General features: G+C 74.1%; 18 protein-coding genes. 14 read left to right on the forward strand and 4 right to left on the reverse strand.

The window, feature by feature from the left end; all coding sequences use genetic code 11:
• Positions 1-14 precede the first annotated feature (14 nt).
• On the reverse strand, positions 15-1,679 hold the full coding sequence (locus ACF089_RS25905) for a DHA2 family efflux MFS transporter permease subunit (RefSeq protein WP_392030996.1): 1,665 nt from the start codon (positions 1,677-1,679) through the stop codon (positions 15-17).
• A gap of 111 nt (positions 1,680-1,790) precedes the next feature.
• Here ACF089_RS25905 and ACF089_RS25910 point away from each other — a divergent pair, with 111 nt between their 5' ends.
• The 10 genes from ACF089_RS25910 (at position 1,791) to ACF089_RS25955 (ending at position 11,604) form a co-directional block, all read left to right on the forward strand.
• Complete coding sequence (locus ACF089_RS25910) at positions 1,791-2,297, forward strand: MarR family winged helix-turn-helix transcriptional regulator (protein ID WP_392030999.1); 507 nt, start codon at positions 1,791-1,793, stop codon at positions 2,295-2,297.
• 253 nt (positions 2,298-2,550) lie between these two features.
• The gene (locus tag ACF089_RS25915) at positions 2,551-3,051 is read left to right on the forward strand and encodes a DUF3515 domain-containing protein (protein WP_392031002.1); all 501 of its coding nucleotides are present in this window, start codon (positions 2,551-2,553) and stop codon (positions 3,049-3,051) included.
• Between the two features lie 175 nt (positions 3,052-3,226).
• Complete coding sequence (locus ACF089_RS25920) at positions 3,227-6,229, forward strand: Na+/H+ antiporter subunit A (RefSeq protein ID WP_392031005.1); 3,003 nt, start codon at positions 3,227-3,229, stop codon at positions 6,227-6,229.
• Positions 6,226-6,996 carry a Na(+)/H(+) antiporter subunit C gene (locus ACF089_RS25925; RefSeq protein ID WP_392031008.1) on the forward strand — a complete coding sequence of 257 codons (771 nt, stop codon included), beginning with the start codon at positions 6,226-6,228 and terminating at the stop codon, positions 6,994-6,996. Before ACF089_RS25920 ends, ACF089_RS25925 begins: the two co-directional genes overlap by 4 nt.
• Positions 6,993-8,648: a Na+/H+ antiporter subunit D gene (locus ACF089_RS25930; RefSeq protein ID WP_392031011.1), complete on the forward strand. Its 1,656-nt coding sequence runs from the start codon at positions 6,993-6,995 to the stop codon at positions 8,646-8,648. The genes ACF089_RS25925 and ACF089_RS25930 overlap by 4 nt, the downstream gene beginning before the upstream one ends.
• A 7-nt stretch (positions 8,649-8,655) precedes the next feature.
• Positions 8,656-9,261, forward strand: coding sequence for a Na+/H+ antiporter subunit E (locus tag ACF089_RS25935; protein WP_392031015.1), 606 nt, complete (start codon positions 8,656-8,658; stop codon positions 9,259-9,261).
• Positions 9,258-9,635, forward strand: a complete 378-nt coding sequence (locus ACF089_RS25940; RefSeq protein WP_392031018.1) for a monovalent cation/H+ antiporter complex subunit F — start codon at positions 9,258-9,260, stop codon at positions 9,633-9,635. The genes ACF089_RS25935 and ACF089_RS25940 overlap by 4 nt, the downstream gene beginning before the upstream one ends.
• Positions 9,632-10,030: a monovalent cation/H(+) antiporter subunit G gene (mnhG, locus tag ACF089_RS25945; RefSeq protein ID WP_392031021.1), complete on the forward strand. Its 399-nt coding sequence runs from the start codon at positions 9,632-9,634 to the stop codon at positions 10,028-10,030. Before ACF089_RS25940 ends, mnhG begins: the two co-directional genes overlap by 4 nt.
• A gap of 765 nt (positions 10,031-10,795) precedes the next feature.
• On the forward strand, positions 10,796-11,134 hold the full coding sequence (locus ACF089_RS25950; RefSeq protein ID WP_392031296.1) for an RNHCP domain-containing protein: 339 nt from the start codon (positions 10,796-10,798) through the stop codon (positions 11,132-11,134).
• 29 nt (positions 11,135-11,163) lie between these two features.
• A complete protein-coding gene (locus ACF089_RS25955; protein WP_392031023.1) occupies positions 11,164-11,604 on the forward strand; it encodes an RNHCP domain-containing protein in 441 nt (146 codons plus the stop codon).
• 220 nt (positions 11,605-11,824) lie between these two features.
• On the opposite strand, the gene ACF089_RS25960 is transcribed toward ACF089_RS25955, so the two are convergent.
• Positions 11,825-12,514 carry a TetR/AcrR family transcriptional regulator gene (locus ACF089_RS25960; protein WP_392031026.1) on the reverse strand — a complete coding sequence of 230 codons (690 nt, stop codon included), beginning with the start codon at positions 12,512-12,514 and terminating at the stop codon, positions 11,825-11,827.
• A 203-nt stretch (positions 12,515-12,717) separates the two neighbouring features.
• Between ACF089_RS25960 and wrbA the strand changes: the two genes are divergently transcribed.
• The 3 genes from wrbA to ACF089_RS25975 all read left to right on the forward strand — a co-directional run bounded on the left by wrbA (position 12,718) and on the right by ACF089_RS25975 (position 14,951).
• A complete protein-coding gene (gene wrbA, locus ACF089_RS25965; protein ID WP_392031028.1) occupies positions 12,718-13,341 on the forward strand; it encodes an NAD(P)H:quinone oxidoreductase in 624 nt (207 codons plus the stop codon).
• Positions 13,342-13,456: 115 nt separating this feature from the next.
• Positions 13,457-14,215, forward strand: coding sequence for a hypothetical protein (locus tag ACF089_RS25970; protein ID WP_392031031.1), 759 nt, complete (start codon positions 13,457-13,459; stop codon positions 14,213-14,215).
• Positions 14,216-14,366: 151 nt separating this feature from the next.
• Positions 14,367-14,951, forward strand: coding sequence for a hypothetical protein (locus ACF089_RS25975; RefSeq protein ID WP_392031033.1), 585 nt, complete (start codon positions 14,367-14,369; stop codon positions 14,949-14,951).
• A gap of 114 nt (positions 14,952-15,065) precedes the next feature.
• Here ACF089_RS25975 and ACF089_RS25980 read toward each other — a convergent pair whose 3' ends face one another.
• On the reverse strand, positions 15,066-16,118 hold the full coding sequence (locus ACF089_RS25980; RefSeq protein ID WP_392031036.1) for a serine/threonine dehydratase: 1,053 nt from the start codon (positions 16,116-16,118) through the stop codon (positions 15,066-15,068).
• Between the two features lie 105 nt (positions 16,119-16,223).
• On the opposite strand from ACF089_RS25980, the gene ACF089_RS25985 reads away from it, so the two are divergent.
• Positions 16,224-16,880: a TetR/AcrR family transcriptional regulator gene (locus ACF089_RS25985; RefSeq protein WP_392031039.1), complete on the forward strand. Its 657-nt coding sequence runs from the start codon at positions 16,224-16,226 to the stop codon at positions 16,878-16,880.
• A gap of 139 nt (positions 16,881-17,019) precedes the next feature.
• Here ACF089_RS25985 and galU read toward each other — a convergent pair whose 3' ends face one another.
• Entirely contained in the window at positions 17,020-17,940 is a 921-nt protein-coding gene (gene galU / locus ACF089_RS25990) for a UTP--glucose-1-phosphate uridylyltransferase GalU (protein ID WP_392031042.1), read from the reverse strand.
• Positions 17,941-18,059 lie beyond the last annotated feature (119 nt).

The following is an 18,059-nucleotide window of genomic DNA, read 5'->3' on the forward strand; positions in this document are numbered from 1 at the left end:
GTGCGCGCGGCGCGTCAGCGCGCCTGGTCCGGGAGCCGGTCCCGGTCCTCTCGCCGCTCCTCGTGAGCAGGCGTCAGCGTCTTCGCGGCGGGCCTGACGAAGAGCGTGGCCGCGAGCGCCAGCAGCAGGAGTCCGGCGCAGACGTAGCTGGTGAGTTCGAGGCCGCTGGTCATCGCGTGCCGGGCGGCGTCCGCGGCCCGCTCGGTGGCCGGGTCCGCGGCGAGGGCGGGGATCACCGAACCGGCGCTCTCCGTGACGACCCCGCTGAGCTGTTCGGCCTCCCGCTCGGGCAGTCCGGCCCGGGCCAGCCGGTCGGTCAGGCTGCCGGCCAGCGTGCTGAAGAACAGCGTGGTGAGTAGGGCGATGCCGAGCGCGGAGCCGAGTTCGCGGGCCGCGCTCTGGATGCCCGAGCCCTGTCCCGCGCTCTTGGCGGGCACATCGGCGAGGACGATGTTGGTGACCTGCGCGGTGGCGAACCCGACCCCGATCCCGTAGACGAACAGCGCGAGCGCGATCAGCCACCAGGCGCTGTCGGCGGCGGCGATCAGCCCCAGCAGGGCGAGTCCGGCGGCCTCCAGGAAGAGGCCCAGTCGGACCTGGGCCAGCGGGGACACCGTCGCGGCCATCGAGAAGCTGCCGCCGCTGGCGCAGAAGCTGCCCACGGCGAGGGCGACCAGCGCGAGCCCCGCCTGGAGCGCGCTGTAGTCCAGGGCGAACTGGAGCCAGAGCGGCAGCACCGCGACGATGCCGAACTCGCCGAGGCCGACGACGAGCGTCACGAGATTGCCGTTGCGGAACGAGCCGATGGAGAAGAGCCTCACGTCCATCAGCGGCTCCTCGTCCCGGCGGCCGAGGGCCGCCTGCCGGCGCCAGAACGCGTACAGGGCGAGCACCGACACGATCAGCGCGACCAGGACGGGGGAGGGGCCGCCGCTCCAGGAGAATCCGCCGGCGGTCAGCGGCTTCGTGGTGGCGAACCAGCCGTGGTTGCGCCCCTCGATCAGGGCGAAGGCGAGCAGACCGAGCCCGATCGCGGAGAGTACGGCTCCGGCGGTGTCGACCCGGCCGCGGGTGCGGGGCGAGGCGGGCAGGAACAACAGGGCGCCCGCCACGATCAGCGCCACCAGCGGGATGTTGATGCCGAAGGCCCAGCGCCAGTGGAAGTCCGCGAGCCAGCCGCCGATCAGCGGGCCGACGGCCGCGGCGGCGCCGATGGTCGAGCCCCAGACGGCGAACGCCTGGGCCCGGGCCCGGCCGGTGAAGCTCGCGTTCACCAGCGCCAGGGAGGTCGGGAGGATCATCGCCCCGCCGATGCCCTGAAGGAAGCGGGCGAGGATCAGCAGACCGCCGTTGGGGGCGACCGCGGCCAGCAGGCTGGTCGCGCCGAACACGGCGAGACCGATGAGGAAGATCTTGCGGGCGCCGTGCAGATCGGAGAGGCGTCCGGTGAGCAGGACCAGCGCGGCGAAGACGATCGCGTACGACTCCTGGATCCACTGGGCCTCGGCGGATCCGATCGAGAGGTCTTCGATGATCGGGGCGAGGATCACGTTGACGATGGTGATGTCCACGACGATCAGCGCCACGCCGAGGGAGACGGCGATCAGGCCGAGCCACAGGCGCGGGGACGGGGGCGCCGGGGATGCCGAGGGTGTCGGGGATGCTGCGGTGCCGGACAAGTTACCTCCATGGTGAAGTATCTTTGTGGTGAAGGTAAAGTGCTTGCGATAGGTTGTCAAACCGCGCGGCGGGGCAGGTCGCCCGCGCCGACGGGAAGGCGGAGCACGGCGATGGAGACACCGGAGCACGGGGATTTCGACGCCCGGTACAGCGGTCTCATGGACGGGCTGCGATCGTTCGGAGCCAATTACACGGAGTTCACCCGGCGCTTCGCCGCCTGGCTCGGGCTGCACTCCACGGACGCCGCCGCGCTGGCGGAGATCCTGTACGCCGAGGACAAGGGCCGCCCGCTGTCGCCGGCCCGGCTGAGCGAGCGGATCTCCCTGTCGTCGGGCGCGACCACCGCGCTGCTGAACCGGCTGGAGGCGGCCGGACACGTCGCCCGGACCCGTGAGCGGGCCGACCGCAGAATCGTGACGCTGCGCAGCAGCCCCCATGTCAGGCCGCGGGCCGAGGAGTTCTTCCGCGTCTACACCGAGCGTATGGCCGCGGTGGTCGCCGACTACACCCCGGAGCAGCTGCGCGGCTTCGAGGAGATCGTCGTCCGGATGCGCGGGACCATGGACGAGATGCTCGCGAACGAGTACGCGGAGGGCGGGCCGCGCTCCGACGGCTGACCGTGTCCGTGTCCGGGGCCGGTGCGGTGCGGCGCGGCGCGGGCCCGGGGCGGTGTGCGGGCCCGGGGCGGTGCGCCGACCTGCCCGGGAGTCGTCCCGGGATCCCCCTGGCCCCCGGAAGCGACCCGGGACCCCGCCCCCGGAGAGCCCCCGGCCCCCCTCGGAAGCCCTTGCCCGCGCCTCAGGACCGCCCCCGGCGCCTCGTACCGCCACCGCCTCCTGCCGTCCGCCCCCCGGCGGATATCGTCGGGGCATGAACCCTCGTCGCCTCGCGGTGTTCGGCGTGCCGGTCGTCGTGCTGCTGCTGATCGCCGCCGTGTACGTCTTCTCCGGGGATCCGGTGAAGGCGGCGCCGCCCGCCGTCGACAAGGACGCCGAACGGATGTGCGAGGCGCTCCACGACGAGCTGCCGGACTCGGTGGCGGGGCTCGAACGGCGCGACACGGAGCCCTCCTCGCGCCTCACCGCGGCGTGGGGCGACCCGGCCGTGGTGCTCCGCTGCGGCGTCCCGCGGCCCGCGGAGATGAACAACCCCAAGGCTCCCGGGGCGAAGGTGAGCGATGTGGACTGGATGCTGGAGGGCCCCGAGGACGGCGCGTACCGCAGCACCACCGTCTACCGCGAGGTCTATGTCGAGCTGACCCTCCCGACGAAGTACGGCGACGTCAGCGCGCTCATGGACCTGGCCGCCGCGATCAAGAAGACGATCCCGTCGACCTTCGAGGACTCGGACGAGCACGCCCACCACGAGTGAGAGCCCGCCCCCGGAACCCGAGGCGGCGATGGGCCGGCGGGGGGCGACCTCGGCCCGGTACGGCCCCTCATCGGCGCGCCGGAGCGTGAAGCGGCGCGAGGGCTTATAGCAATACTTCCGTGCCTTCCGTCCTTTCTGTCCCGACCGTTGACGGCGGGTCGGCGTCCGGGGCCGCATGGCAGCGCTGATCCTCTGTCACTTCCTGCTCGCCGCCTGCGCGGGGCCGCTCGTCGGCCGGCTCGGCCCCCGGGCCTTCGTCGTGCTGGCGCTGCCGCCCGCCGCCGCGGCGGTCTGGGCCGCCGCCCAGTGGGGCCGGGCCGCGTCCGGAGGCTCGGTGGGCTGGTCGCTGCCGTGGCTCCCGGACTACGGGGTCTGGCTCGCGCTGCGGCTGGACGCGCTCTCGCTGCTGATGGTGCTGCTCGCGGCCGGGGTGGGCGCGCTGGTGCTGCTGTACTGCGTACGGTACTTCGCCGCCGGGACCTTGATGCTCGGCCGGTTCGCGGGCAATCTGCTGGCCTTCGCCGGGGCCATGCTGGGGCTGGTCCTCGCCGACGACCTGGTGCTGCTCTATGTGTTCTGGGAGCTGACCACGGTCTTCTCCTATCTGCTGATCGGCCACGGCAGCGAGCGCAAGCAGAGCCGCCGCTCGGCGCTCCAGGCGCTGACCGTCACCGCCTTCGGCGGGCTGGCCATGCTCGTCGGCTTTCTGATGCTGGGCGGGGCGGCGGGCACCTACCGGATCTCCGCCCTGGTCGCCGACCCGCCCGCGCCCTCCACGACCGTCTCGGTCGCCGTGGTGCTCATCCTGCTGGGAGCCCTCTCCAAGTCGGCGATCTGGCCGTTCAGCCTCTGGCTGCCCAACGCGATGGCCGCGCCGACGCCGGTCAGCGCCTATCTGCACGCCGCCGCCATGGTGAAGGCCGGCGTCTATCTCATCGCCCGGCTGGCCCCCGCGTTCGCGGACGCCCCGCCGTGGCGGCCGCTGCTGCTGACCCTCGGCGCGCTGACCATGCTGCTGGGCGGCTGGCGGGCGCTGCGGCTCAACGACCTGAAGCTCGTCCTCGCCTACGGCACCGTCAGCCAGCTCGGCTTCCTCACCGTGCTGGCCGGGGCGGGCCACCGGGACACCGCGCTCGCCGCCGCGGCCATGATCCTCGCCCACGCGCTCTTCAAGGCGCCGCTGTTCCTCGTCACCGGGATCGTCGACCACGCGACCGGCACCCGCGATCTGCGCCGGCTCTCCGGGGTGGGGCGGGCGCTGCCGCGGGTCGCCGCGGTCGCGGTCGTCGCCGGGGCGTCGATGGCGGGGCTGCCGCCGCTGCTCGGCTTCGCGGCGAAGGAGGCCGCGTTCACCGCGCTGGAGCACGGGAGCGCGGCCGAGCGCTGGACGCTGGCCGTCTGCGTCGTCGGTTCGGCGCTGACCACCGCGTACACCCTGCGTTTCCTGTGGGGCGCGTTCGCCCGTAAACCCGGGCTGGCCGACACCCCCGCGCACCCGGTCGACGCGGCGTTCCTCGGGCCGCCCGCGGTGCTCGCGGCGGGCTGTGTGGTGCTGGGCCCCGGAGTCGTCTGGCTGAACGGGCTGCTGGGGGCGTACGCCGACGCCTTCCCGCCCCCCGCGCACCCGTACAGCCTCTCGCTCTGGCACGGACTCGGCGTCGCGCTGCTGCTCTCGGGGGCCGCGTGGGCGGGCGGTCTGGCGCTCTTCGCGGCGCGCGGGCCGGTGGTGCGGCTCTCCCGGCGGGTGGCGTGGCCGACCGCCGACCGGGTCTTCGGCCTGGGGCTGCTGGGGCTGGAGCGGCTCGCGCTCCAGGTGACCGGCTTCTTCCAGCGCGGTTCGCTCCCGGTCTATCTGGCCACCGTGCTGCTGGTGCTGCTCGCCGGGCAGCTCACGGTGCTGCTCGTGGACCGGCCGTGGCACGACGCCGAGCCGCCCCGGCTGTGGGACTCGCCCGTCCAGGGCGCGATCGCCCTGCTGACCTGTCTGGCGGCGCTGCTCTGTCTCCAGGTGCGCCGCCGGATGAAGGCCGTGGTGATGGCGGGCCTGACCGGATACGGCACGGCCCTGCTCTTCGTGGTGCAGGGCGCGCCCGATCTGGCGCTCACCCAGTTCTGCGTCGAGACGGTCTCGCTGCTGGTGTTCGTGCTGGTCCTGCGGCGGATGCCGGTGTACTTCCAGGAGACCATCAGCCGGTGGCGGCTGATGGTCCGGGTGCCGCTGGCGCTGGCCGCGGCGGCGGCCGTCTCGGTCGTGCTGTGGGTGATGGCCGCGGCCCGCCGCGCCGACCCGGCGGGCCGGGCGCTGGTGTACGAGACGGCGCACCACGGGGTCAAGGACGTGGTGGCGACGATCCTCGTGGAGTACCGGGCCTGGGACACCCTCGGCGAGTCGGCCGTCCTCGCCGTCGCCGCCGTGGGCGTGACCAGCCTGATCTACTTCCACCGCCGGACCGGGTCCCCGGACGACTCCGCCTACGAGACGGCCTCCGCACCTCCTCGGGCGAACGGGCCCCGGGCGAACGGGCCCCGGGCGAACGGGCCCCGGGCGAACGGTCCGCAGGCGAACGGGCCTCAGGCGAACGGTCCGCAGGCCGGGCGCACCGCCTGGTCGTTCGGCTCCGGCACGGTCACCCCCGTACCGGCCCCCGACGACAACGCGCCCGAGCGCACCTGGCTCGCCGCCGGGCGCACCCTCGCCCCCGAGTACCGCTCGGTGGTCTTCGAGGTGGTGGCCCGGCTGGTCTTCCACCCCATCCTCGTCCTCTCCGTCTATCTGCTGTTCTGCGCGGAGAATCTGCCGGGCGGCGGTTTCGTCGGCGGACTGGTCGCGGGCGTCGCGATGATGGCGCGCTATCTCGCGGGCGGCCGGTACGAGCTGGGCGAGGCGGCCCCCGGCCAGCCCGGTCTCTTCATCGGGCTCGGCCTCTTCCTCTCCACGGGGGTGGCGCTGCTGGGGCTCTTCGACGGCACCGCGCTGCACGCCTTCTCGTACGAGGGCCACTGGCCGCTCTTCGGCGACTTCCACCTCGGTACGCCGGTCCTCTTCGACGCGGGCGTCTATCTGCTGGTGCTGGGCGTGGTCCTGGACATCGTGCGGGCGCTCGGCGCCCGGGTGGACCGCCAGATCGAGCGGGAGGCCGCGGCGCGCGAGGCCGCCGGACGGGAGGCCGGCCGGTGACGGTGAGCCTCAGTCTGCTGGTGACCGCCGGGGTGCTGTGCGCCGTGGGCGGGGTGCTGCTGCTGATGCGGGCGCTGAGCCGGGTGCTGATCGGCGCGGTGGTGCTCGGCAACGGCATCAACCTGCTGATGCTGGGCGCGGGCGGGCCCGCCGGGCTCGCGCCGCTGCTCTATCCCGGGGTCGAACTGTCCCGGGTGACCGATCCGCTGCCCCAGGCGATCGCGCTCACCGCCATCGTCATCACCCTCGCCACCACGGCGTTCCTGCTGGCGATGGCGTACCGCAGCCAGCGGGTCACCGGCACGGACGAGGTCCAGGACGACATCGAGGACCGCAGGGTCGCGCTCCGCGCCGAGGTCCAGGAGCAGCGGGCGGCCCTGCGCGAACGCCACGGTCCGCGCGGGCGCGGGCCCGAGGGGGACCGGGACGAGTACCGCGTCGAACGCCGCCGGCTGCGCGCCGTGCTCCGCGAGGACCGCGCCCTCCAGGCCCGGGCCCGCGACGCGTCGGGCGACCTGTGGAACGACATCCTGGGCGAGGACCCGGAGGACCGCGAGGACCGTGACGAGGGCCCGGGGGGCGGCCCGGAGGGCCGGGGCGGCGGTGCGGATCGCGGGGGGCCGGGCGGTCCGGGCGGTCCGGGCGGTTCCGGCTCCGGAATGGGAGATTCCGACGGCTCTCGCGGCTCTCGCGGCGGTCCGGGTTCCGGAGCGGACGGTTCCGGCGGGCGTGACGGACGGCCCCACCCCGAGGAAGGCCCCGGATGAACGCTCTCGTACCCCTCCCCGTACTGCTCCCCCTCCTCGCGACCGGCTTCGAACTCGCCCTGGGCACCCGCTTCCCGCGCGGACAGCGGGTCGTCAGCGTGGTCGTGCTCTCCGCCGTGCTCGCGCTCTCGGTGACCCTGCTGATCGCCGCCGACGTCCACGGCCCGCTCGCCGTCCACCTCGGGGACTTCGCGCCCCCGCTCGGGATCACCCTGGTCGCGGACCGGCTCTCCGGACTGATGCTGACCGTGTCGTCGGCGGTGACCCTGTGCGTCCTGGTCTACTCGCTCGGGCAGGGCATGGCCGACCGGGACGAACGCACCCCGCTCGCCGTCTTCCACCCGGCCTATCTGATGCTGGTGTCCGGGGTCTCCTGCATCTTCCTCGCCGGCGATCTGGTCAATCTCTACGTCGGCTTCGAGATCATGCTCGTCTCCAGCTTTGTGCTGCTGACGCTCGGCGGCACGGCGTCCCGGCTGCGCGCCGGTGCGACCTATGTCGTCGTCTCCCTCATCTCGTCCATGATCTTCTTCACCGCCGTCGCCCTCACCTACGCGGCGGCCGGCACCGTCAACCTCGCCCAGCTCGCGGTACGGCTCCAGGAACTCCCCCTCGGCGTGCGGACCCTCCTGGAGGCCACGCTGCTCACCGTGTTCGCGGTGAAGGCCGCCGTCTTCCCGCTGGCGGCCTGGCTGCCGGACTCGTACCCCACCGCGCCCGCCCCGGTCACGGCCGTCTTCGCCGGACTGCTCACCAAGGTCGGCGTGTACTGCATGCTCCGTACGGAGACCCTGCTCTTCCCCGGCAACCGGCTCGGGCATCTGCTGCTGGCCGCCGCCTTCGCCTCCCTGCTGATCGGGGTGCTCGGCGCGGTGGCCCAGACCGATCTGAAGCGGCTGCTGTCCTTCGTCCTCATCAGCCACATCGGCTACATGGTCTTCGGCATCGGGCTCGGTTCCCGCGCCGGGATCGGCGGCGCGATCGTCTACGTCGTCCATCACATCACCGTGCAGACCGCCCTCTTCCTGGTCGCCGGGCTGATCGAACGGCGTGCCGGGACCACCGAGCTGACCCGGGTCGGCGGACTGGCACGGGCCGCCCCAGCGCTCGCCGCGCTCTTCTTCCTGCCCGCGCTCAATCTGGCCGGGATCCCGCCGATGTCGGGCTTCATCGGGAAGCTCCAGCTGCTGCGGGCCGGTGTCGCGGACGCCGACGCCTGGGCGTACACCCTGGTCGCCGCCGCCACCCTCACCAGCCTGATCACGCTGTACGTCATGGCCAAGGTCTGGAACCTGGCCTTCTGGCGGACCGCGCCGCCGGACCGGCCCGCGCGCGGCACCGTCCTGGAGGAGCGGGACAGCGACGACGACTGCGGCGACGGCTCGGGCGATCTGGGCCCGGAGGGCGAGCGGCGGTCCGGCGCGTCCCGGGGGCGGCCCGCCGGACAGGCCGTGACCGCCACCCTCTTCGGCGGGACCATCACCACCACCACCGACCGGCTGCCGTCCACCATGACCTGGGCGACGGCGGCCCTGGTGCTGCTCTCGCTCGCGTACACGGTGCTGGGCGACCCGTTCACCTCGCTCACCGACCGGGCGGCGGCCGAACTCCTGGAACGTTCCCCCTACATCGAGGCGGTGCTCGGCCGGTGACGCGCCCATGATCTCCCTGAAGTTCCGCGACCCGGATCTGCCGCCGTTCAGCTGTGCGGTGGTGGGGCGGCGGCGCCGGGTGCTGGACCTGCCGCTGATCGCCTGGCTCACCGTCATCTGGGTCCTGCTCTGGGGCACGGTCAGCTGGGCCAATATCGTCAACGGCCTGGTGGTGGCCGTCGTCCTCTGCCTCGTCTTCCCGCTGCCGTCGGTCGATCTCCGGCTCCGGCTCCATCCGCTGGGGATCGCCCGGCTGGTGGCCCATCTGCTCTGGGACATGTACACCTCCGGGGTCAAGGTCGCCCGGCCGATGTTCGACAGCAGGCCCGACCGGGCGGCCGTACTCGCGATTCCGCTGCGCTGCCGCACCGATCTGATGCTCACCGCGACCGCGATCGCCGTCTCCAACGTCCCCGACGGATCGGTGGTGGAGGTGCGCCGTTCCAACGCCACCCTCTTCGTCCACATCCTGGAGGCGGACCACCCGGGCGCGGCGGACCGGGCCCGGCGCTCGGTGTGGCGGATGGAGGAGCTGACCGTACGGGCCTTCGGCGACCGCGACGAGATCGCCCGGGTCCGCCGCTCGCCGCGTCCCGGGGAGGAGGGCCGGTGAGCGTGGCCCGGACCGTGGACGAGGTGCTGCTGACGGCGTCCGCGGTGATGATCCTCGTCGCGGGGGCGCTGGTGGTCTACCGGCTCTGGCGGGGCCCCTCGATGCTGGACCGGGCCATGGCGCTCGATGTCATCGCCGCGCTCATGATCGCGGGGATCGGGGTGCGGTCCGCCGTCGCCCGGGACGCCTACTACTTCCCGATCATGCTGGTGGTGGCCTTCCTCGGGTTCACCGGCTCGGTCGGCATCGCCCGCTTCATCGCGGTCCGCGACCGTGCGCCGGACCGCCCGGGGCGGCCGCGCGCACCCGGGCCGGGGCCGGGGCCCGGCCCCCGGCCCGAGCCCGGATCCCGTGCCGAGGAGGACGACGGATGAACGGCTGGGCGCAGACGGCCGACACCGCCGGAGCCGTACTGATCTTCCTCGGCGCGGCCGTGAGCCTGCTGGGCGCGATCGGCATGCTGCGGCTGCCCGATGTGCTCTCCCGCAGCCATGCCGCGACCAATCCGCAGTCGCTCGGCATGCTGCTGGTGCTCTTCGGGGTCGCGCTGCGGCTCCGCAGCGGCATCGACCTCGGCACGCTCGGGCTCATCGGCTTCTTCCAGCTGCTGACCGGCCCGGTCGCCGCCCATCTGGTGGCCCGGGTCGCGTATCGCACCGGGCATGTCGGGCGGGAGGGGCTGCTCTTCGACGAACTGGACGAGCAGCTCAGCGCGGGGCCCGAGGGGGACGGCCCGGCCGCCGCTGATCCGGGGGGCCGGGAGGGCTGAGGCAGGTCGTCGTAGGGGAACGGGGCCGTATGCGCGTCTCTGGCCGAGGGCTTCCGTGCGCCGCGCCGCGCCGGGCCGTGCCTCAGCTCCGGAGCCCGTACCCGCCTCCCGCCTCCCGCCGCCGGTCGCCCGGTCGCCCGGCCGATCGGCGGCGGGAAAATCGCTGGTGCGTCCCCACGGCCCGTTGCTACGTTGGCTCCCGCCTCGGCGGGCACCCCGTCGCCGGTGTGCCCCGACGAATCCCACCGGGCTCGGACGAGCCCTGGAAAGCAGTGATGTATGCCCCGGCCCGCGCCGAGCCTCCCTCGGCGAACCGTGTACGTGTCCGGTCGCTGACCCGCCGCCCCACCCGCAGGCCGCCGACGGTCCTTCCGTCGGTACGTCGGCCTGCCCCGGGCGTCGGCTCATCGCCGACCGCTGACCTCCGATCCCCGATCGCTGCCGCTGTTCGCTGCCTCTGATCGCCGATCGCGGGTCTCCGGCCCGGCGCCGGACGTACGACGGTGTGCTGTCGCGCCGTGCCCCGCCCGCCCGCGGAACGCGTCCGCCCCGTACCCCCGTGCCATGTCACGACCTGTCATGTCACGGCGTACGGAGCCCTGTCGCGCCCGCCGGGCCGCCGGCCGTGCCCCGCCGAGGACCGCTCGGCCTCCTGCTGCCGCCCACGCGTCAAGCCTTCAGCAAGGAGCCAAGCCGGTGTCCACCGATCTGCCGAACCGCCTCTCGTCCCCCGGCCCCGACCCGAACCCCGGGCCGAGCCCCGTCCTGCGGACGTCCACCTTCACCTGTGTGCGCTGCGGACTGACCGTGTCCACACTCGGCCCCGGCGGCGACCGCCGGGACCACTGCCCCAGCTGTCTGTACTCGCGGCACGTCCACGACCATGTCGAGGGCGGGCCCTCCGACTGCCGGTCGCGGATGAAGCCCATCTCCATCGCCGTGCTCCGCAACGGCGACTGGACGGTCATCCACCGCTGCGTCCGCTGCGACGAACTCACCGCCGGCCCTCTGAGCGCCGACGACAACCAGCTCATTCTGATGCGCCTGGCCGTGCGCCCGCTGGCCCAGCCGCCGTTCCCGCTCGAGGTCTTCGGAGACATGTGAGCGGGAGAGAGAACGGAGGAGAGAGAACCATGTCCCGACGGAACACGTCACGACGAAGGACGAACGACCGGCGGCGGGGAGCCGCCCGCCCGCAGCGGCGCAAGGACGTGCTGCACGGCCGGGGCGGCGAGGGAGGGGACGCGTTCCGCTGCGCGGGCTGCCGGCTCGATGTGCCGCTGACCGCGCCAGGCACCGCCCATCGCAACCACTGCCCGCACTGTCTGACCAGCCTGCACGTCGACCGGCGGGTGCCGGGCGACCGTGACTCGGGGTGCCGGGGACGGATGGCGGCGCTGAGCGTGTCGGTGCGCGGCGACGGGGAGTGGATGATCATCCATCACTGTCTGTCCTGCGGTGAGCTGAGCGCCAACCGGATCGCCGGGGACGACAACGCCCGGGCCCTGATGCGGATCGCGGTACGGCCGCTGGCCGATTCCCGCGTTCCGGTACGCGCCCTGCTGGCGCTCTGATCCGGCCGGTCCGGGGGCGTCGTACCGCGTTCACCGCGCGGTGCGGCGCTCCCGCCGCCGGGTGCTCCGGGCGGTCCGGGTGCTCCGGGCAGTCGGCGGGCCCGGCCCGTACGCGCCGCTCGGCGGGCCCGGACTCGTACGCGCCGCTCGGAGTACCGGGCGGGCCCGGGGCCGGTACGGGGCGCTCAGCGGTCGGCGGGCCCGGGGCCGGTACGGGCGCTCAGTGGTCGGCGGGCCCCAGCAGCCCGGTGAGCAGAGCGTCGAGACCGTCCTTGATCTGCTCCGGGCCGCGGCCCCGCTCCCGGGTGAGATGGGTGATCAGGCTGGGCGCGAAGGGCGCGAGCAGCAGACTCGCCAGCAGCGGCGCGTCGGCGCCCGGCCGCAGCCCCCGGACCAGCATGGTCACATGGGTGTGCCCGGCCAGATGGGCGTGGTGGCGGTAGCGGCCGACGGGGGAGGCGTTCTCCCCCGCGAGCAGGAGTTCGCGCTGCTCGACGACCCGGTCGACCAGGGCGTGCAGAAAGGCGCGCAGCCGTTCCTCCGGCGGCGCCCCGGGCCCGAGCGGGGGCGGTCCCGAGAGGAAGGCCTCCTGGAACTGGCGCTCCCGTTCGTCCAGGAGGGCCGAGAAGAGCGCGCCGACGTCGCCGAAGCGCCGGTAGACGGTGCCGACCCCGGTGCCGGAGGCGCGCGCGACCGCGTTCATGGTGAGGGCCTCGGGGCCCTCGTCGGCCACGATGCGGGCGGCGGCCTCAAGGATCTTGCGGCGGTTGTGCGCCGCGTCCGCGCGGGGCGCGGCGGGTCCGCCCCCGGTGAGCGGAAGGCCCACCCGGTGGACGTCCGGGTCGTGGGCGCCGGGGGGACGCGCCTCCACGCTGTGGAGATCCGCTCGATGGGGCTGTGACGTGTGCACGAACAGGGGCTCCGTTCTGCCCGCTCGGCCGCCCGGCTGGGTGCCGGGTCTGGGTGCTTTGGCCGATTTCTGACCGCCAGCTTAGCGGATACTTATCCGTTTAGGGCTTGCCAATCGATCGTTGAATCACATACCTTCGGCGAAGCGGATAGCTATCCACTTCGTTTTCGCGCCGCAGATTCGCCGTTGCAGAGAGGGCCGTCATGACCGTCGCCGTATCCCCGAAGATCGCCGTCATCTACTACTCGTCGACCGGGAGCGTGCACAGCCTCGCGCAGGCCGTCGCGGAGGGCGCGGAGAAGGCGGGCGCCGAGGTGCGGCTCCGCCGCGTGACGGAACTCGCCCCGGACGCCGCCATCGACTCGAACCCGGCCTGGCGCGCCCATGTCGACGCCGCCCAGGACATCGAGGTCGCGAGCCACGACGACCTGGAGTGGGCCGACGCCTACGCCTTCGGCACGCCGACCCGCTTCGGCAATGTCGCCTCCCAGCTCAAGCAGTTCATCGACGGCACGGGCGGCCTCTGGCAGCGCGGCGTCTTCGCCGACAAGCCCGCCAGCGCCTTCGCCAGCGCCGCCAACCTCCACGGCGGCAACGAGTCGACCCTGCTGGCCCTCTACAACACCTTCTACCACTGGGGTTCGCTGATCGTCCCGCCCGGCTACACCGACCAGACCGTGTACGCCGCCAACGGCAACCCGTACGGCACCGCCCACGCCTCCGGCGCGGGCGACCTGCCCGGCGACAACATCCTGGAGGCCGCCCGCTACCAGGGCCGCCGTCTCACCGGCATCACCGCCCGGCTGCTGAGCGACGGCCGCGCCTGACCGTCCGGCCGCCCCTCCCGCTCCGCCCCGTCCCCGGCCCGGCCGCGGACTTGACTTCAACCTGACTTGAAGTTTCAGAATCGGGTCAGTTCTTCTCCGAGGAAGGGGTACGGCCTTGCGTCGCGTTCCCGAGTGTCCGCCGACCGCCCGCCGCCGGTCCGCGCCCTGCCGTCCGCGGCCGGCCGCCGGCGGCGGACGCGGTACGGATCCGAGGGCCGGGGCCGCGGTCCGGCGGGAGGCGGCCCACCGGGGCGTCGCGCTGGTCCGGGCGTACGCGCACAGCGACGCCCCGGCCGTCTCCTCGCTCCTCGGCGGTCTCGACCCGGCCGCGCGCGACGAACTGCGCCTCGTGGTCCGCGAGATGCTGGGAATCGTCGTCGGCACGGTGCTCTCCGCGCCCCGGAGCTTCACCCCGGCCGATGTGGTGCGCACCGCCGACCGGATCGCGGCGGCGGCCCCCGCCGGCCACCGGCCCATGGTCGCCGAGACCATCCGGTCCTGGGCGCGCGGCGACCACGCGCCGCTGCGGACCCTGATGCGCGAGGGCCCCGGAGCGCTGCACGCGGGCGCCGTGTTCACCACCTCCCTGGCGCTCACCTCTTGGGGCGAGACCCCGCTGCACGAGCTTCTCGACGCGTTCGAGGCGCTCCCGGGCGGCGGCGACGCCGACCGGCCGTCGGACGCTGACCGGCAGACGGGCCCTGACCAGCGGGTGGACACCGACCGGCCGATGAGCGCTGACCGCCGGGTGGACACCGACCGGCCGATGGACCGTGACCAGTCGGTGGACGCCGACCGTCCGTCGGACGCCGGTCTCGCGGCGGACCGTGACCGGCCGTCGCCCGCGAGCGTGTCGGCCGACGGCGAACCCTGACGGCCGCACCCCCGCTCGCGCGGAGCCCTTCGCGCCCCCGCGAGCACCCCGAACCCCCGTCGGCCCGCCGTCGATGCCCACATCGCCTGGCGGTGGCCGACGGGCTCATCCTCACCGGTCAGCACACCCCGTCAGGCACAGAGGTACAGCCGTGAACTTCAGCAGCCCGCTCACCGCTCTCTTCCCGGGGGCCTCGGGCCGTACGGTGACCGCCCTCTCCGCCCACCGCGAGACGGCGGGCTCCGCCGCGCTGAGCGTGGAGGCGCTGGCCCGTGAGTCCTCGGTGGCCGCCACCCAGCTGGAGAGCGTGCTCTTCCGGCTCGGCCTGCTGGGCATGGTCGAGCCGCGCCGGCGCGGCGCGGAGGTGCGCGTCGTCGCGGGCCATCTCGTGTGGGACGCCGTGGGGCAGCTGACGGATCTGCGCGGGCGGCTCGCCGACGAGGTGCGCGATCGGGCCGCCGCGGAACTCGACCCGGCCCCCGTCCATCTCGCCCTGCTGGGCAAGGTCGCCGAGGGCGCCGCGGCCCACCCCGCCGATCTGCTGGAGATCGTCGCCGTCCCCCCGGCCGGCGCCCCCGCCGACTGGCGGCCCCGGCTCGACGCCTTCGCCGAGCGGCTCTCCCGCGACCTCGGCAACCTCGTCACCGTCCACCTCGCCGACACCCCCGACGACGCCCGCCGTGCGCACGGCACGGGGATCGTGGTGATCGACGGGACCGCCGGGCAGCTGCCGTAGCCGTACGCCGATCCCGTACGCCCGGTCCGTACGCCGCTTTCGTACGCCGCTTTCGTGCGCGCCCCTGCGCGCCGGTCCCGCACCCCGGCCCCGGCACCTGCCCGGCGGTGGTCGTCAGACCTCGGCGACCAGGTCCGACGGGTCGGTGTTGGCCCCGCACAGCACGACGGCGACCCGCTCGCCCGGCCCCGGGACGTACCCCGCGCCGTCGGCGGCGGTGAGCGACAGTCCGGCCAGCGCGGTGGCGCCGCTCAGCTCGGTGACGATCCGGCGCTCGTCCCACAGCGCGCGCCGGGCGGCGGCGATGGCCTCGTCGGGGACCAGGACGGAGACCGTGTCGCCGCGCCGGGCCGCCTCCAGGGCCAGACCGGACGCGCGCCGGGCGCCGAGCGCGTCGGCGGCGACGCTGTCGACGGCGACGTCGACCGGCCGCCCGGCCCGCAGCGCGGCGTTGAGCGCCCGGCTGTGCTCCGGCTCGACCGCGACCGTGCGGATGCCGTGCCGCCCGGCGGCGGTGGCCACCCCGGCGAAGAGCCCGCCGCCGCCGACGGCGACGATCACCGTGTCCAGACCGGGGACCGCCGCCCGGATCTCCTCCAGCAGGGTCCCGGCCCCGGCGGCCACGAACGGATCGTCGTACGCGTGGCCGCGCAGCGCCCCGGTCGCCCCCGTGAACTCCGCGCAGGCCTCGGCGGCGTCCGCGTACTCCCCCTCCACCAGCCGCACGGCCGCCCCGTACCCCTCCAGCCGGGCGATCTTCACCGCCGGGGCGCTCGCGGGCAGGAAGACCGTGGCGGGCACTCCGAGGGCCTGAGCGGCCCAGGCGCAGGCCAGACCGGCGTTGCCGCCGGAGGCGATGGCGACCCCGGCGGCGGGGAGGGTGCCGGCCTCGCCGTGCGCGCGCAGGAAGTTCACCGCGCCGCGGGCCTTGAAGCTGCCGGTGTGCTGCATGTACTCGTGCGCCAGCCAGATCCGGCACGGCTCGCCCGAGCCGGGCCCGGTGGGCGCGGCGGACGCGGTGGACGAGTCGTACGAGCCGGAAGGGCCGGCGGCGGTCGGTCCCGCGCGGTCGGGGCCGAGGTCCAGCCGCGACACCGCGACCGTCCTGACCCGGCCCCGCACCCGGCCGGCCGCCGCTTCCACATCACCGAGGCTGAGCTGACGCACGGGCTGCTCCGAAGGGGGGAGTGGCGGTGCCGTCCGCCCGCGGCCGGGGCCCGGCGGGGCGGGGATGTCACCAGGGGTGTTACAGCGTAACTTACGATGTACCCCATGCCGAGGCAGTCAGAGACCCTGGACCGGGCCACCCCGAGGGCCATCGCCGTAGCCGCACTGGAGCTGATCGACGAGCAGGGCCCGCAGGCCCTGAATCTGCGCGCCCTGGCCGAACGGCTGGGCGTCTCGCACACCACCGTCCACCGGCGCTGCGGCTCGGAGGTGACCGGTCTGGTCGATCTGTGCACCGACCATCTCGCCGCCCAGCTGCCGGACATCGGCCCCGAGACGCCCTGGGCCGAGGCCACCGAGGCCCGCTTCACCCGGCTGTACGAGATGCTGACGCGGCATCCGGGGCTGATGATCCTGCGCGGCTCCCGCCCCTGGCTCAGCCGCGAGCTGCTCGCCCGGCTGGTCGAGCCGCAGATCGCCGCGAATCTGGCGGCGGGCATGGAGCCGGGCCGGGCGATGGCCGTCTACCGCCAGATGTATCTGTTCACGCTGGGGGCGGCGACCTTCGTCGACCACCGCGACCCCGGCGGCGCGGTCGCCGCCAGTCGCACCGCGCTCGCCGCGCTCGACCCGGAGCGCTTCCCGGCGCTGACCGGCCATGTCGACGCGGTGCTCCCCGCGCTGGTGGATCACGAGGTCCACCGGCAGGGTCTGCGCGGACTCATCGCCGCCGCCGGGCCGGTCCGGAGCGGACCGGAGTGAGGCCGGGGCCCGGCTCGGCGTGAGCCGGGGCCCGGGCCCGGTCCGGGGCTTCCGGACCGGGGCGTGCTGTCCGGCGCCGACCCGGGGCTTCCGGGCCGGGCTTTCTGGTCCGGGGCTTCCGGACCGGGGCGGGAGCGGCTCAGACCTGGCCGTCGGTGCGCACGAACTCGGAGAGCCAGGCGCGGAACTCCGGTCCGAGGTCCTCGCGCTCGCAGGCCAGCCGCACGACCGCGCGCAGATACTCGCCGCGGTCGCCCGTGTCGTAGCGCCGACCGCGGAAGACGACGGCGTGCACCGGGCCGCCGAGGGACGGGTCGGCCGCCAGCTCGCGCAGCGCGTCGGTCAGCTGGATCTCGCCGCCGCGGCCCGGGTTCGTCCGGTGCAGCACCTCGAAGATCTCCGGGGCCAGGACATAGCGGCCGATGACCGCGAGGTTGCTGGGGGCGGTGCCCGGCTCGGGCTTCTCGACCAGGTCGGTCACCCGCACGACGTCGTCGTCGCGCTCGCCGCCCTCCAGGGGGCGCACGGCGGCGCAGCCGTAGAGGTGCGCCCGCTCGGGGTCGACCTCCATGAGGGCCACGACGCTGCCGCCGTGCTGCTCCTGCACATCGAGCATCCGGGCGAGCAGCTGGTCGCGCGGGTCGATCAGGTCGTCGCCGAGCAGCACCGCGAACGGCTGGTCGCCCACGTGCGGTTCGGCGCACAGCACCGCGTGGCCGAGGCCGAGCGGATTGCCCTGGCGGACGTAGTGCACCGTGGCCAGCTCGCTGGACTCGCGGACCTTGAGCAGCTTCTCCTTGTCGCCCTTCAGCTCCAGCAGCTGTTCGAGCTCGTAGGCGCGGTCGAAGTGGTCCTCCAGGGCCCGCTTGTTCCGGCCGGTGACCATCAGGACGTCGTCGAGTCCGCTGTGGGCGGCCTCCTCCACCACGTACTGGATGGCCGGCTTGTCCACGACGGGAAGCATTTCCTTCGGCGTGGCCTTGGTGGCAGGCAGGAAGCGGGTGCCGAGACCGGCGGCGGGTATGACGGCCTTGCGGGCCCGGGTGCTGTGTGCAGGCATGGTTTTCTCCGGACGGGCTCGGGAGAGCGATGTCCCTGGTCGGTGCTGAGGGTGGTACGACGGTGTGATGGTACGGGTGGTTCTGCGGTGGTGTGATCGTACGGGTGGTACCTGACCCA

It is taken from the genome of Streptomyces sp. NPDC014894 (assembly GCF_043080985.1).
Classification (GTDB): Bacteria; Actinomycetota; Actinomycetes; order Streptomycetales; family Streptomycetaceae; genus Streptomyces.